This window comes from Amphibacillus sp. Q70 (assembly GCF_052055485.1).
Classification (GTDB): domain Bacteria; phylum Bacillota; class Bacilli; order Bacillales; family Amphibacillaceae; genus Amphibacillus.
Genome location: NZ_CP197171.1, coordinates 652,099 through 665,791 on the forward strand (window position 1 = coordinate 652,099; position 13,693 = coordinate 665,791).

The window sequence follows — 13,693 nt, forward strand, 5'->3', positions numbered from 1 at the left end:
TCAGTAAATATAAAATAAAACGTGGGGATTACACTGAAAAAAGTGTGGGTCCTACGCCTTTTATGTTTTGGTCAACAAAAAGGGCACCTTCTGGTAAAATAAGAGTGATGAAACAATCACTTCCCGAGGTGCCCTTAAATTTAAACATTATCCCATGAAGCCAGTGATTTTACCGTTAACGTTTAGAAGAAACAGTACTGATGCAGGATTCCTAAAACCTTCTATGACACGCACTTTAAGAATCACTTCTATTTATGGATCTGAATTAACCCGTCATCTTGTTGGTCTACATAATGATGACCTTGACCGGGTGCTTATTTTGTACCAAAGATTATTTTAAAATGTAATTTATTGCTTTTAGTTCCGCGATCGAAACAAATTCTTGAATAAATGTGAGGTTGAAATAAATGGCAACTTATCAAGTCATTGATTTAGAAAGTTTTCCAAGAAGAAATTATTATGAGTACTTTATGGCGACAGACACAACATTTGAAACGACAGTAAAAATTGATGTTACTCGAGCAGTTAAAAAATGCAAAAATGAATCTATCAGTTTTTATGCTTACTCCATTTTTAATTTGACTAAATCAGTTAACAAGATTCCGAATTTGAGATATGCCCACATGGATAAACAATTAGTAGAATGGCAAGAGTTAGTGCCAACATTTACGACTTTTAACTCAGAAACAGAGTTATTTTATAGTTTATGGTTGGAAGACTTAACAGACTATAAATCATTTGACCGTGAGTACAAAAAGCTAATAAAAAACTATGCAAACACAACGGATATTGCACCAATGGGTATTGTTCCACCCAACGTGGTCAATATTTCATCAATTCCTTGGATGCATTTTGAACATTTTTCATCTCATCCAGGAGCGATCAAAAATAATTTAACACCCATGATTACCAGTGGAAAGTATGAAAAAGTTGGTTCACAGCTACTAATGCCAGTGAATATTAAGGTGCATCATGCCACAGTAGATGCCTATCATGTATCCCTTTTTTTCGACATACTGCAACAGGAAATAAACCGTTAACTTATAGGAGAAATCGTGTTGTCGGTCAAGCAAAGTGTATGTGTGCTCACACTAATCATTTTTAAAGCTATTTCTAAAAAATAGCAATTTAAAATACTTATTTTCCTTAGCATGATGCCTGTATGGCAGGATTCCATAACGACTCTCAACAGCTGATCACGATTATTGAAGGTCGCAGTTATCCAATGATCATACCAACATATATGAGAAACTTATTCTGAAAAATTAATTATTCAAATGCAAAATAATGAAAAATTGGTCATCATTGCTTAGACAAAGGGATTAGGTTTATTTCACAGTATATTGAAAAAAAGGAGAAAAAATAATGGTGGATTTCTCAATTGCTTCAAGCGAGGAAATAAAGTATATTGACAACAAATTAGATGAATTCAATAAAAAGAAACTCCCTCTAAGTCAAGAGGAAGAATATATTGTATTTAAACATGTAGCTAAAGTCGATGATCAAGTAGTTGGTGGGATATTTGGATATTCTTCTTATTATAGAATTGGCTATATTGAAACACTATGGGTTGATGAACGTTATAGAAATAAGGGTATTGGCAGTGACCTATTAAATTTAATCGAAACTGACTTAAAAAATTTCGGGTGTAAAACCATCCATCTCGAAACATTTGATTTTCAAGGACCTGACTTTTATATTAAGATGGGCTATGAGGAGTTTGGAAAATTATTTTATTCAAACGTCAATTTATATGAAATTTTTTTAAAAAAGGATTTCGCTTGAAGTTTGTCTATCATCACTAAAATGTACCAGAAATGATAACATTCTAATACCCATGCCAGATTATTCACCCGTAAATACCAAGCTATTAACTTCTATATACTTAATGATCATGGACAGATTGCATGCCATTATATAGTGATTATTTTTATGTTAGCTCTTCTTTTTTTGCATTCAAAAATAAGAGTAAAATAAGAACATATTATATGAGGAGATGTGTAGATGAATATTAATTATCGATTTTGGAATCTTGTCGTTGTTGTTCATAAAGAGCATATTTTACTTCTTCAGCGAAATAAAGGAGACTTTTTTGGTTTAGTTCCTCCTGGAGGGAAAGTGGATTTTCCAGAAACCTTTATCGATTCTGCTAAACGAGAAGTATTTGAAGAGACAGGTCTAACCTTAAATAATATTCAACTCGAAGGTCTTTCAGGATATATCAACGAAAAAAAAGGCGAACAGTTTATCTATGTCGATTATTATTCTGATGCCTTCACGGGTGAGCTAAAGAATAGTTCAGAAGGGAATTGTGCTTGGTATCCACTATCTAAGTTTGACTTATTGGATATACACCCAGATATTAAGACACGGATCAAACAAATACTTGAAAACAAATCCTATGAGTATCAAATTTTATTTGATGAAGACACGCATTCAGCCGCAGATAGAATATTATATAGCAACAATAAAATAAGATAAAAAACATGTTGCTTAGTCTGACTATACATAAGAAATGTTTTAGCTTCTTTTTCAAAAATCAAGCGTGATATTGATTGATCATACTTAATTGAATATTAGTGCTTAGAGCAGTAGATTAAATACCTTTCCTCTGCTCTCTTTTAGTCGAGGAATATAATAGATCACTAGACGGCAAATCAATTTTAAGATAATATATAACTAACTAGTTAGTTATATATTATCTTAATCAAAAGGGAGAATACAATGTCTAAACGTAAAGGAGAAATCAGTAAAGAAAAACTACTTACCTCTGCTGAATACTTGTTTGCTGTTCATGGTTACCATGGAACAACCGTTAGTCAAATTGTCAGTCAAGCTGGTCTGACACAAGCATCATTCTACTTGTATTTTAAAAGTAAAGCAGACATACTCGATGAAATATTTCTTAACTTTGAGAAACAATTAGCTCATTTTGTAGAGACAGGACAGCAAGTTAGTCAGGAGAGTTTTTCTGAAGTGGAAAAACAATTAATCCAAACTTACATCGGTTTGTTTCAATTGCTCGGAGCCAATAAAAATGTGACTAAAATTGTTTTTAATGAAGGTGCACAAGGTGAGAAGTTACGAAGGAAAATCGTTAACCAGATTCAGGCTAATATGAATCAAAATCAATCGCTTGGCATTTTAAAACCTGAAATTAACACAGAAGTATTTGCCGAATTATTAGTGGCATCTATTGAACGAATTGTTTTTCGCTACGGGATGGATGAAGATTATTCACCAGAACATTTAGGCCATTCCCTAGGTGGTATCCTCTTCCATGGTGTATTAAATAAAAATTAATAGGCTAATTATATTTTCTTCGAGGTGAATAATGACTAAAATAATATCGCGTGAAAGATTTGTACAGATAAAGTTTTTGCTTCATATTATAATCGCTGCTATCGGGATTGTTAGTATCCCATTACATATCATTTTTTCTCCTGACCCTAGTGTGTCTATTACAAAATTCACCATCCATTCCAATATTATTGTGACCATTATATTTATCATTAGCGCATCTGCTCATGTGCTAAAGAAACCAGAAAGTTACAAATTAGACTTATGTAAAATTGCAGCACTTATCTATATGATCGTCGTATTATCCATTTACCATTTCATCCTTTCCAGCGGTGGAGAATATAGTGGAACACGGATTATAACGAACTTTACTTTACACTACCTAACACCCATTCTTGTTGGATTGAACTGGCTTATTTTTGAAGAGAAAAAACGGTATCGTTACAAGTCCATTCTATTTTGGTTACTTTTCCCTGTTCTTTATGGTGTCATATCATTACTAAGAGGGCTATATGATGGCTTCTATCCTTATTTCTTTCTAAATCCTAATGATAATTTCCCTGCCGGAATTGGCAGTTATGCCAATGTAGCTTTTGTTATTGTTGGTTTAACTTTTGTATATTGCTTACTGGGTACTCTACTGATCTTAATAAACAGAGTTCTGCTTAGGTGGAAAAGCTGAAATAAAGAATAAGTGATTTTCTTTGAAGATAAACAATCATCAAAATAATTTAAACTTGGGAACTGGCGTTTTGTTACCAAGATATTAACGATTTAAAAAGGAGCTGTTGTACACAAATTGTATAACAGCTTTTTTGCGATCAGAAAATGTATTTTCCCAATTAAAGTAATCATAATAGTCGTTCTACCAGTAACGTTTGAATATATTCGCGTAAATCATGTGGATTGGGTTTTGAAATGAACATGTAAAGGACATTTCATTGATGTAAGATACTTAAAATGGTTCTTCTCTTACCTAGACGTTCCATTTCAGCGATGAGAGAAGCTCAAAAAGGCTCTTCTCCCCACCCAGAGGGGACATTTCAATGATGAGACCAGCTTAAAATGGCTCTACTCCCACCTAGATAGTCCATTTCAATAATGTGAAAAGCTCAAAATGACCCTTCTCCCACTCAGGGGGTCATTCTAATGATGAGATCAGTTTAAAATGGTTCTTCTCCCATCCTGATGGGATATTTCAACGATATGAGATGCCTAAAAAGGCTCTTCTCCTCCCAATACGTGACGGGCTTACTTTTATGTAAGTTGATGTTTAAGTCTTTTTTAGTAAGAGAGACTTTAAAACTATCTTCAACTGAAGAACGCAAGAACAGAATAAAACTTGCGCTACTTTTCCCTTCATTTGATTATTGTAAAGTGACACAGGGTAAATATTAATTAAAGTCAGCAAATAGGAGTGTTACTCAATGAAAAAGCGATGGAAAAATGGCTTTGGTTATGCCTTTACTGGCTCTGTGTCCATGTTTATAGTAAGTTTAATACTTGGAAGCGAACCTTATTGGATTGGAATTATTGGTTTTTTTCTAGGTGGATTAACATTTGGGATTTTGATTCGACCCTATCTAGACAAAAAATATCAAGAAAAGAACAAAAATTCATAGAGTGTTAGATCGTTTGAATCTGAGAAAAAAAATTTATAGTAGTGATTTGAAAAAAGGAGATTCCAGCCGTTTAGATTTAAAATACAAATAGTTTTTGATAAAACTAAAAAATGATAATTATAAGACCCAACCCTATTTTTTTCTTTCAAAAAACCTCACCCCTCTCCTATTCTATTATTTATTCGGTATTTCCAAATATAAAACGAAACTTCAATCAGTGGGAGTTGGGTCTACAAGATGTAGGTCATGTAGATGTTTCCGGTGAGACGAGTAACCGCAGCCCCATCGAAACCCGTTGTTGCCCCGAGTTTTACGGACGATTATCTGTGATAAAAATAGCCCCAATTAAGGAGTACCCTATAGTCACCCATCTTCTTTTCTAAATGACACAACTGCTCATACCCTCATTTCTCTTACTAATTATTCAGACAGTATTTTCTGCTTTTCATACCCAAAACCTTGCATGTTATACCACTCCTTCTCATCGCCCCTCATTTCTTTGCCATAATATAAAACGAAACTTCAATCAGTGGGAGTTGGGCCTACAGGATGTAGGTCATGCAGATGTTGTCACAGGAGGTGACGGTTTTAATCTGCGTTCCTTAATACCCACTGATTGTTAAGGAACACAAGCTAACGTCTTCGCGTCCTGGGACTCAGAATAAGAAAACCACTTATTCTTGCGGTGTAAAGCTCCGTAGTTTTCCTTAGTGCGGTTACTCGTCCCACCGTAGTGATTTGTTAGTTGAGTGAATCAGGACATTAGCTCACCTGTATCTCCCGCCTAAACAGATTTGCTTCCTCTCTATTTTGAGGCGAGAGTTTTACGGACGGTTATCTGTGATAAATGAAAGGAGATGTTGACAATGCTGACGATTGATCATGTCACAAAATATTATAATAAAACAGAGGCTTTAACAGATGTTTCCCTTACTATTCCTCAAGGCAGCTGTTATGGTCTAGTGGGTCCTAATGGAGCGGGAAAGTCGACATTGATTAAAATGATTATAACAATTATTCGCGACTATAAAGGAGAAATTAAATTTAATAAAGAAAAAATCTCCAACCAGGCAAAGCAAAAATTAGGCTATGTTCCACAAGATATTACTTTGGAAGAGGAGGTATCAGCACTTAATAATTTATATCTATTCGGTAAATTATACGGCTTAAAAGGAAGTCAATTGGCTCAACGGACAAAGGAAGTTTTGACACTGATTGGTCTTCACGAAAGAAGGAAGGATAATGTATCCACCTTTTCTGGCGGAATGAAACGCAGGTTAAATATTGGCTGTGCATTGATGCATAATCCAGACCTTATTATCATGGATGAGCCAACTGTTGGTATTGATCCTCAATCCCGGAAATATATCTTTCAAATGATTGAAGAGCTAAAAGCAGCTGAAAAAACAATCATTTATGCTAGTCATTATATGGAAGAGGTTGAAAAACTTTGCGATTATGTTGCCTTTCTTGATCGAGGAAAAATGATCGAAAAGGGTGAGATAAATGATTTACTTCAGCAATATGCGATTCCTTCCATTTATATCAAAGCAAGTAACATCACTCAAGAAAGTCTTGAACAATATGGGACGGTATCATTAAAGAGGGATGCCTATTTAATCTATACAGAAAAACCACTACAGGTCATGGAAGATATAATTGTTCACTGCAGAAATAATCGCCTAGATGTAGAGCGACTGGAACTTGTCCATCCGCGATTAGAAGATGTATTTTTTAAACTAACTGGAAATAGTTTGAGAGACTAATTTTGGAGGTGTTCATATGAATGCGATCATGATTGTAGAATTAAAAAAACATCTCAAAGATAGAGGGCTTGTTTTTTGGATGTTGATTCTGCCGATTCTATTTACGGTTTTATTTATTTCCATATTTACAGCAGGCGTGGATGACGCAACACGTCAGGAAGTCATTCAATCCATTGTTCCAGGATATGTCGTCATGTTCGTCTTTTTTATCATGATTTCAATGGTGCAAGTATTTATTAAAGATAGAGACAAAGGAATGACAACGAGAATGGCGAGTACGCCCCTTAAAAGTTACTCCTATTTACTCGGCAAGTGGCTTCCCTTTATATATATTGTGCTTATCCAGATTATTGTGTTATTTTTATTTGGAAGACTCGTTTATGATATTTCATTAGGTGAGCCAATTACTCTGTTGATCTTGTCATTGTCCATCACATTTACAGTTACAGCAATTGGATTGGCAATGGCGCTTACAGTTAGTACTGAAAATATGGGAATCGCTATCACACAGATCATTGCTCTAGGCGGGGCGATGTTAAGTGGATTATGGGTTCCATTGGAAATGATGCCGGACTTTATGCAAACCATCGGTCGTCTGCTCCCCCAATACTGGGCACATCAATCCTTTCAAGATGCTATGGCAGGCACCACTCAAGTTCCAGAGCTGCTCCAAACGCTGGCGATATTATTTGCGGTCGGTTTCGTTGCCTTTATTATCGCTATCATTCGCTACCCATATTTTCTGAAACGTGCAGTAAGCTAGCAACAGGTGTGGAACGCACTTGGAGGGATAAAGATGAAAATAAACATCGATATTGATGATCGTCATGAAAAAACGCAAATCACAATTGAAGCAAAAGAATGGTCGCAAGAATTAGAGGAAATTGTCAATGCAATTAAAAAGCAAAAACAACATCGTCTATTTGGCATTGACGAAGATCAAACCATACTGCTAGAACCAAAAGAGATTGACTTTATTCATGCGGAAAAAAGAAAAATATATGCTGTATCCAAAGATTGGCGTTTTGAAGTGAGAATGAAACTATATGAGGTGGAGGAATTCTTAACTCCCCATGGTTTTATGCGTTTTTCAAAGTCAGTTATCGGAAATATTCATCGGATTGAAAAATTTGAAGCATCTTTTAATGGAAATCTATGTGTTTATTTTCAATCAGGCAATAAAGAGTATATTACTCGAAAGTACGTCACTGCAATTAAAGACCAATTGATTCAGGGAGGGCAGTAAAATGATATTTGAAATTTTAAAGCGTTCTATGCTGGGCATAGCCTTCGGAGGTATATTTACATTTATTGCTCTAACCATCATGAAATTTACTGGATTTGAAGCAACTGTTTCAGAAATATGGATGCATATGGCAGCTAGCTTTTTAATAGGTATCTATTTTGGCATATCCTCTCTTATTTTTGGAGATAGCGATAGTCATATCATTAAAAAATCAATAACCCACTTCCTCCTCACTTATATTGTTTGGCTAGTTATCGCTGGTACAGTCGGCTGGATATCGTTTAACGGCTGGGTTATTTTATGGAGCAGTTTAGCTTTCATCCTGTTATACGTATTAAACTGGCTCGGTTGGTTCCTTTACTTCAAAAAGGTTGAAACGACTTTAAATAAGCATTTGCAAAAAAATAAATAGCTTGTTTTGCATAATCAACCATTATTTCAAAATTATACTTAAATCTGTATAATTATAAGAGGTAGGTCATGTAGCTGTTTCCGATGGGGTGAGTAATCGCAAATCACTTCGGGCGAATGAATAATCACAGATCACCACGTCCCCAAGCTCAGGTCGTGGTGATTTTAGTCTGCGTACCTCATTGCCCACTGATTAATGATAAGGTTTTTATTCATAAGTTTTACCTAATAGGATATCCTTAAATACGCCTCTTCATTAAAGGGGAGCTACTTTTCATCCACTAGGCCATAACATGTATTTTTCTTGAACTACCCCCACTTATCGACCATGGAGTCTGATTGAAGTGGGGGTAGTTCAAGAATATCCTGTTGAGTGAAATAAGGACGATCAATGATTAGTGGGGGATTCTCTACGGACAATTGTCCCTCCTTTACATTTGATTTCATATATAGTAAAATATATTTTAGTAAATTAATTTTTATCAAAATACCTTATTTGAAAGGAGTTTCAAAATGGGCTTATTAGATATTTATTTACAGAAAAACGGGAAGAAACGTTACGATGTATTTAAAGAAACTGGATTAAGTCAACAAATGTTATCTAGTGTGAATAAAAAAAATGCTGATCGTTATTCAGTCAAAATCATTCAAGCTATAGCTAAAACAGTGAATAAAGACGCGGGAAACGTGCTTAATGAGTTATTGCAATTGGAAGAAAATGCCTACTTCGAGGTTCGTAACCCGGAAGATTTATTGTTAGCCTTTAAAAATAAAGAATCCAACATTTTAATTAAAGGGAAATACACAAAGGAATTAGAAGAATTAACAAAATCACAACTCTCTGAGACAGAGACCCTAGGTATGGAATTAGGCTCCGCAGGTACAATCACCATTCTAGCTGAAGCAATTTACCAATTTATAAATCTATTTAGTAAGAAGGCTGACGAACAAAAGAAAATTGAGAGCCAAATACGTAAGTACAGAATTAAAAAAAATAGTAAAGGGGAATTTGTGCTTTACTTACGTCAATTAGATTATTAATTGCTAAAGAAAAGTGAATGAAGCCTATAAGCCCCCCCTAATAAAGGCTTGAGGCAACCTCAATTATGACAACTCAACTTTTGTTGATCGTATTACTAAAATGACGCCTGACATATTTAACATTCACAAGTAATGCAAATGGGAATGGCTCAGTCATGAATTTGTGATTATGTATTCCTCTTTTATTTTTTGCAACACTGTAATAGGAAACTCCAAAAAGCTAAAAAAGATATAATTCTTCAATATTTTAGAAGAATTATATCTTTTCTTTAATCAATCTGAATAGCTTATTCCAATCAGCTCAACATGACATCCCCAGAACTTGTCTTCACGTTAATTGGGTTCGCCCCGTCGCCAATCACACCGGAGTATTCATTCTCGGTATGACGATGCACCTCGATTGGATAGTTAACTGAAAAATCACCTGAGTTCGTTTTAGCATCAAAGATTGCACTCACATCTTTACTGCATGAAATATTTACATCACCACTACTTGTGCTTAGATCAAGATTAAAGCGATCCATTGGCTGAAGCTTTATATCGCCGGAAGTTGTCTTTCCTTTTAGTTCACCAGAAAAGCCTTGTACCTCCAAGTCACCAGAAGTTGAACGCACTGATACATTTGTTGTTATAAAATGTTTCGCTATAATTTCACCTGACGTTGTATTTAGTTTGGCATGGTTAACAACACTATTTTCTAAATGAATATCTCCTGAGGTTGCTTTTAGTTCAAGCTGTTCACCTTGTTGATTGATCAATATGATTTCTCCTGAACTTGCCTCTCCTGTTATATCCCCATAAATCGTTCTTAATTTCACATCACCGGAGGATGTTTCGAAGCAGAGTTGGTCTATTTTATTATTTTCTGCAGTAATATCTCCCGAGGTCGCTATGAAACAAGCTTTATTTGCTTGTATTTCCGTAATATCCAAATCACCAGAGCTCGATTTTATATCAATTGTATTGACAATCAAATTCGCAATAGAAATGTCACCTGAACCTGACTGGAGGTTCCATTTTTCTACAACAGCTGGCGGTACTGAGATTTGAAGCTTACATGATGCTTGAAAAAGTGAAAAAAAGCGTCGCTCAAATGACTTTTCAACCATTATTTCTAACATTTCCCCTGAATGGTTTATCGTTAATTCAGGTCCCCTTTCATAAGTCTCCAGTACAACATCAATAACTGGATCATCATGTATCATAATACAAATATCCGTATTGGAAGTTAGCACATCTAATTGTTTCACCCTTGCTACATCAATGGTTTCTCTTTGTTCAATTTTCTGATTGCTTCGCGACTGATCTGATTTTCGTGAAAAAGGATCTGACATCTTTTACTTCCTCCCTATCATCTATTACTATTTTTTCCGGTTCAACTACTACTATTTTACCGCAAAAAGTAGGGAATAGTAACCTACCTTAGATTGAATGGTTTTCAGACTTAAGAAGGATAAAGAATATTTACATTAAAAATCGCTCCGCCTCAGAAAATATTTGAGCCCTTATATAAAACGAAACTTCAATCAGTGGGAGTTTTCGCTCTTCTCCCACTGAATGTTTAGTTGAGTGATTCAGGACATTAGCGTCCGTTATCTCCCGCCTAAATAAAATTACTTCTTTCTTCTATTTTGAGGCGGGAGTTTTACGGACGGTTATCTGTGATAAATTGGATAATTTTTCGGTATTTTCTTATTAAGATATGCCATTTTTCCACTTTAAGTGTAGTTTATTTCTTACGGTGAAAAATGTGCAAAATATAGAAAACCATATAACACTGGACTCATCCCACTTTACCACGGACAAAGACAAGCAAATTACGACTTATAAATGATCTTTGATACAACGATTAATCTAGTTAAGTGAAAGAACAAAGATAGTTCCAGTAAAACGGAATAATGATTTAAGTATATTTTCGAGAAGGAAAATGTTAAGAAAGAGAACAAAAAAATGAGCGGATACTTTTAAATGAGTGATCCATTTCAAATTCATGTTCGGCTGAAGATTATGCTTATTAGAAACGACATCTAACTGCAAAACTTAATATTTTGATATGTATAGACGCATAAAAAGATAAACGTCCTCCATATCGTCTGTCATTTCAAAGCCTACGTTCCTCCATAACCTTTGTGCGACTATATTTTCCGGTTCAACGGGTAAAGAAATTTTACTTGCGTTGCACTCTTTGCATAAATATTCAACACAAAGCCTAGCTGCCGCCGTTCCATAGCCTCTTTTTTGAAATCGGCTATCTATCATGAAATTTATTATTTGATGGCTCTCTTCACCAACATACATTAATACATAGCCCACCATCACATCTTCGGCATAAATTGCAAACGGGCGCGAATCATCATAATACACCCAAGCCTCAGCCAAAGACCACGCGACAGGATCTACGAAGTCTGCATTAGCAACAGAAGTTCTCAAATTCAAACACTCTTCATAATTATCTTCGTTAATCGTTCTTAATTCTACCAAAGGAATCCCCCTTTCTTAAATATAGCCAAGGTTTTTTAATATTAATAATATTCACCCTTAATACATTGTCATTAATTCCCATCGTACGACAAATCATTAACATCATGAATACTTAAGTAAAATAGCATATTTGCTACGAGCAAAAGTCTATAGTAATTATACATGATAACCTTTCCAAAACAGATATTGATCTATTAGGTAAATTAAATTATAATAAATTTAACCTGATAGGTCAATTGAAAATAAAGGTGATATAATGCTTTCAAAACTTAAGAATCTGGAATCTAGAAGAAAAGATCCTATTTTAAATGCAGCATTAAAGGAATTTGCAATGAAGGGATTTGACAATGCCTCAACAAATGTAATTGCAAAAGAAGCTGGAATTTCAAAAGGATTAATGTTCCACTATGTAAATAGCAAAAAAGATCTATTTCTATTCCTTTATGATTACTGTACGAAGATGATTGAAGAAGAATATCTTGGTTTAATCAACTTTGACGAACAGGATATTTTTGAAAAACTCCGACAATCTTATCTACTTCAGCTTGAGTTGATCCAAAAGTATCCTTGGATTTTCGAATTTATTAATCTCTCTTCTGCGACAAAATCTGATGAAGTGAATAGAGAACTAGAAAAAAGAACAAATGAAAAGCTATCCTCATGCCATGAAACAATGTTTGATCATGTTGATGAATCTAAATTCAGAACAGAATTGAATGTCGAAAAAGCTAAACAGCTTATTTTTTGGGCGAATATTGGTTTTACCGATCAAATACTTGAGGAAATGAGACATACAGAAACTTCTGAATTAGATTATGATCATATTCTTGCAGAACTTGATGGATACCTTGATGAACTAAGAAAAGTTTTTTATCAATAATTTGGTTTTATCCTGGTGTAACCCTGGCGATGGGCTACCCATTTTCAACTTATCGTTTTACGAGAGTAATGAAGTCCCCAACGTCGTATTGATCATTTAGAATCTGCTAGACATGAACATGTTTTTTTAAAAAAACGAAAAACTTCAAAATCCATTAATTCATTTGAACTCAAATAACTAGAAAATGTGGGGATGATATGGATCGTCAATCGTTAATCAAAAAATTTGATAAACAAGCCAAAAAATATGATAAGCGGCGACAAAATGGTCACGGGAATCAATTTCGTCAACGAATTTTCCGGGAAGCAAAGGGAAAGGTTTTGGAAGTCGCTATTGGCTCAGGCCTTAACTTTCCTTTTTACAACAGCAATGTTGAATTGACAGGACTAGATTTTAGTCATGAAATGTTGCAAAAAGCACAGCTTGCAGCAAACGAGTACCCCTTTCAAACGACACTCATTCAAAAAGATGTTGAAACAGTTGAATTTAGCGACAATAGTTTTGACACAATTATATCTTCAGCTAGTTTATGTGCCTATCAAGATCCCATCGATGTCCTAAACAAGTTTCAAAAATGGTGTAAGCCTGAAGGGAAAATACTGATGCTAGAGCATGGTATGAGTACAAATAAATTCTTGTCAGGGTTACAAAAAGCCTTGAATCCATTGGTCTTTAGAGTTGTAGGCTGCCATCAAGATAGAGATATGAATGAGATTGTAGAAAAGTCTGAGCTAAAGCTTATTAAGGTAGAACGCTACTTGGCGGGTTATTTGTATTTGATATGGGCTAAACCATGTTGATTATTGCAATTAGTTAGAGAAACTCACTTTCACTCGGCTTCGACATTTCCACACGACATGGAAATCTTAGTCGAAGCTCCTTAGTCTTACTTATAATTAGGACTTTAAAATTTCTGCCTTGTCGAATGAATTTCTTTATTAAAATG

The 13,693-nt window shown here is 34.7% G+C and carries 15 protein-coding genes; 13 read left to right on the forward strand and 2 right to left on the reverse strand.

What is annotated here, in order from left to right; all coding sequences use genetic code 11:
- The first annotated feature begins 407 nt into the window (after positions 1-407).
- From ACS127_RS02875 to ACS127_RS02925, 11 genes are all read left to right on the forward strand, one after another.
- Positions 408-1,040 carry a CatA-like O-acetyltransferase gene (locus ACS127_RS02875; protein ID WP_440896968.1) on the forward strand — a complete coding sequence of 211 codons (633 nt, stop codon included), beginning with the start codon at positions 408-410 and terminating at the stop codon, positions 1,038-1,040.
- A gap of 325 nt (positions 1,041-1,365) precedes the next feature.
- Entirely contained in the window at positions 1,366-1,785 is a 420-nt protein-coding gene (locus ACS127_RS02880) for a GNAT family N-acetyltransferase (protein ID WP_440896969.1), read from the forward strand.
- Positions 1,786-2,004: 219 nt separating this feature from the next.
- A complete protein-coding gene (locus tag ACS127_RS02885) occupies positions 2,005-2,481 on the forward strand; it encodes an 8-oxo-dGTP diphosphatase (protein WP_440896970.1) in 477 nt (158 codons plus the stop codon).
- A 243-nt stretch (positions 2,482-2,724) separates the two neighbouring features.
- Positions 2,725-3,303: a TetR/AcrR family transcriptional regulator gene (locus tag ACS127_RS02890; protein ID WP_440896971.1), complete on the forward strand. Its 579-nt coding sequence runs from the start codon at positions 2,725-2,727 to the stop codon at positions 3,301-3,303.
- 31 nt (positions 3,304-3,334) lie between these two features.
- Positions 3,335-3,982 carry a Pr6Pr family membrane protein gene (locus tag ACS127_RS02895; RefSeq protein WP_440896972.1) on the forward strand — a complete coding sequence of 216 codons (648 nt, stop codon included), beginning with the start codon at positions 3,335-3,337 and terminating at the stop codon, positions 3,980-3,982.
- Between the two features lie 745 nt (positions 3,983-4,727).
- A complete protein-coding gene (locus ACS127_RS02900; protein WP_440896973.1) occupies positions 4,728-4,922 on the forward strand; it encodes a hypothetical protein in 195 nt (64 codons plus the stop codon).
- A gap of 866 nt (positions 4,923-5,788) precedes the next feature.
- Positions 5,789-6,688, forward strand: a complete 900-nt coding sequence (locus tag ACS127_RS02905) for an ABC transporter ATP-binding protein (RefSeq protein ID WP_440896974.1) — start codon at positions 5,789-5,791, stop codon at positions 6,686-6,688.
- A 16-nt stretch (positions 6,689-6,704) separates the two neighbouring features.
- Positions 6,705-7,451, forward strand: a complete 747-nt coding sequence (locus ACS127_RS02910) for an ABC transporter permease (RefSeq protein ID WP_440896975.1) — start codon at positions 6,705-6,707, stop codon at positions 7,449-7,451.
- 33 nt (positions 7,452-7,484) lie between these two features.
- Positions 7,485-7,934, forward strand: a complete 450-nt coding sequence (locus ACS127_RS02915; RefSeq protein WP_440896976.1) for a LytTR family DNA-binding domain-containing protein — start codon at positions 7,485-7,487, stop codon at positions 7,932-7,934.
- A 1-nt stretch (position 7,935) separates the two neighbouring features.
- Complete coding sequence (locus ACS127_RS02920) at positions 7,936-8,346, forward strand: DUF3021 domain-containing protein (RefSeq protein WP_440896977.1); 411 nt, start codon at positions 7,936-7,938, stop codon at positions 8,344-8,346.
- A gap of 512 nt (positions 8,347-8,858) precedes the next feature.
- Positions 8,859-9,386, forward strand: a complete 528-nt coding sequence (locus tag ACS127_RS02925) for a hypothetical protein (protein WP_440896978.1) — start codon at positions 8,859-8,861, stop codon at positions 9,384-9,386.
- Between the two features lie 296 nt (positions 9,387-9,682).
- Here ACS127_RS02925 and ACS127_RS02930 read toward each other — a convergent pair whose 3' ends face one another.
- Both ACS127_RS02930 and ACS127_RS02935 read right to left on the reverse strand, forming a co-directional pair.
- A complete protein-coding gene (locus ACS127_RS02930; RefSeq protein WP_440896979.1) occupies positions 9,683-10,720 on the reverse strand; it encodes a DUF4097 family beta strand repeat-containing protein in 1,038 nt (345 codons plus the stop codon).
- Between the two features lie 706 nt (positions 10,721-11,426).
- Positions 11,427-11,867 (reverse strand): GNAT family N-acetyltransferase, encoded by a 441-nt coding sequence (locus ACS127_RS02935; protein ID WP_440896980.1) that lies wholly within the window; start codon positions 11,865-11,867, stop codon positions 11,427-11,429.
- A 256-nt stretch (positions 11,868-12,123) separates the two neighbouring features.
- Here ACS127_RS02935 and ACS127_RS02940 point away from each other — a divergent pair, with 256 nt between their 5' ends.
- Entirely contained in the window at positions 12,124-12,747 is a 624-nt protein-coding gene (locus ACS127_RS02940) for a TetR/AcrR family transcriptional regulator (RefSeq protein ID WP_440896981.1), read from the forward strand.
- Positions 12,748-12,944: 197 nt separating this feature from the next.
- On the forward strand, positions 12,945-13,547 hold the full coding sequence (locus ACS127_RS02945) for a class I SAM-dependent methyltransferase (protein WP_440896982.1): 603 nt from the start codon (positions 12,945-12,947) through the stop codon (positions 13,545-13,547).
- Positions 13,548-13,693 lie beyond the last annotated feature (146 nt).